Here is a 225-nt window from a genome sequence, read left to right on the forward strand (position 1 = left end):
TTGGCTGGAAGCAAATGTTTTCGATACGACAATGACTTGTTTGCCATACCATTTTGCTTTGTATTCTAACATGGATCGAAATTGCGACCAAGATACCTCACTAATTGCTTTGGCTAACCTATGATTTTTTAACATATTCGATACTTGCAAATCCTCTATACCGATAACATCGTGGTTTTTGATGATTTCAGTTGAAATTTTGTCCAAGTAATCTTTTCTAGCATT

Annotated in this window: 1 protein-coding gene; it reads right to left on the bottom strand. The window is 34.7% G+C overall.

Annotated features, from left to right (window positions below; genetic code table 11):
• A partial coding sequence (locus MR167_RS32495) for an IS200/IS605 family accessory protein TnpB-related protein (protein WP_242316312.1) occupies positions 1-225 on the bottom strand: 225 nt, incomplete at both ends.

This window comes from Bacillus cereus group sp. BfR-BA-01355 (genome assembly GCF_022663675.1).
Taxonomy (GTDB): Bacteria; Bacillota; Bacilli; order Bacillales; family Bacillaceae_G; genus Bacillus_A; species Bacillus_A thuringiensis_S.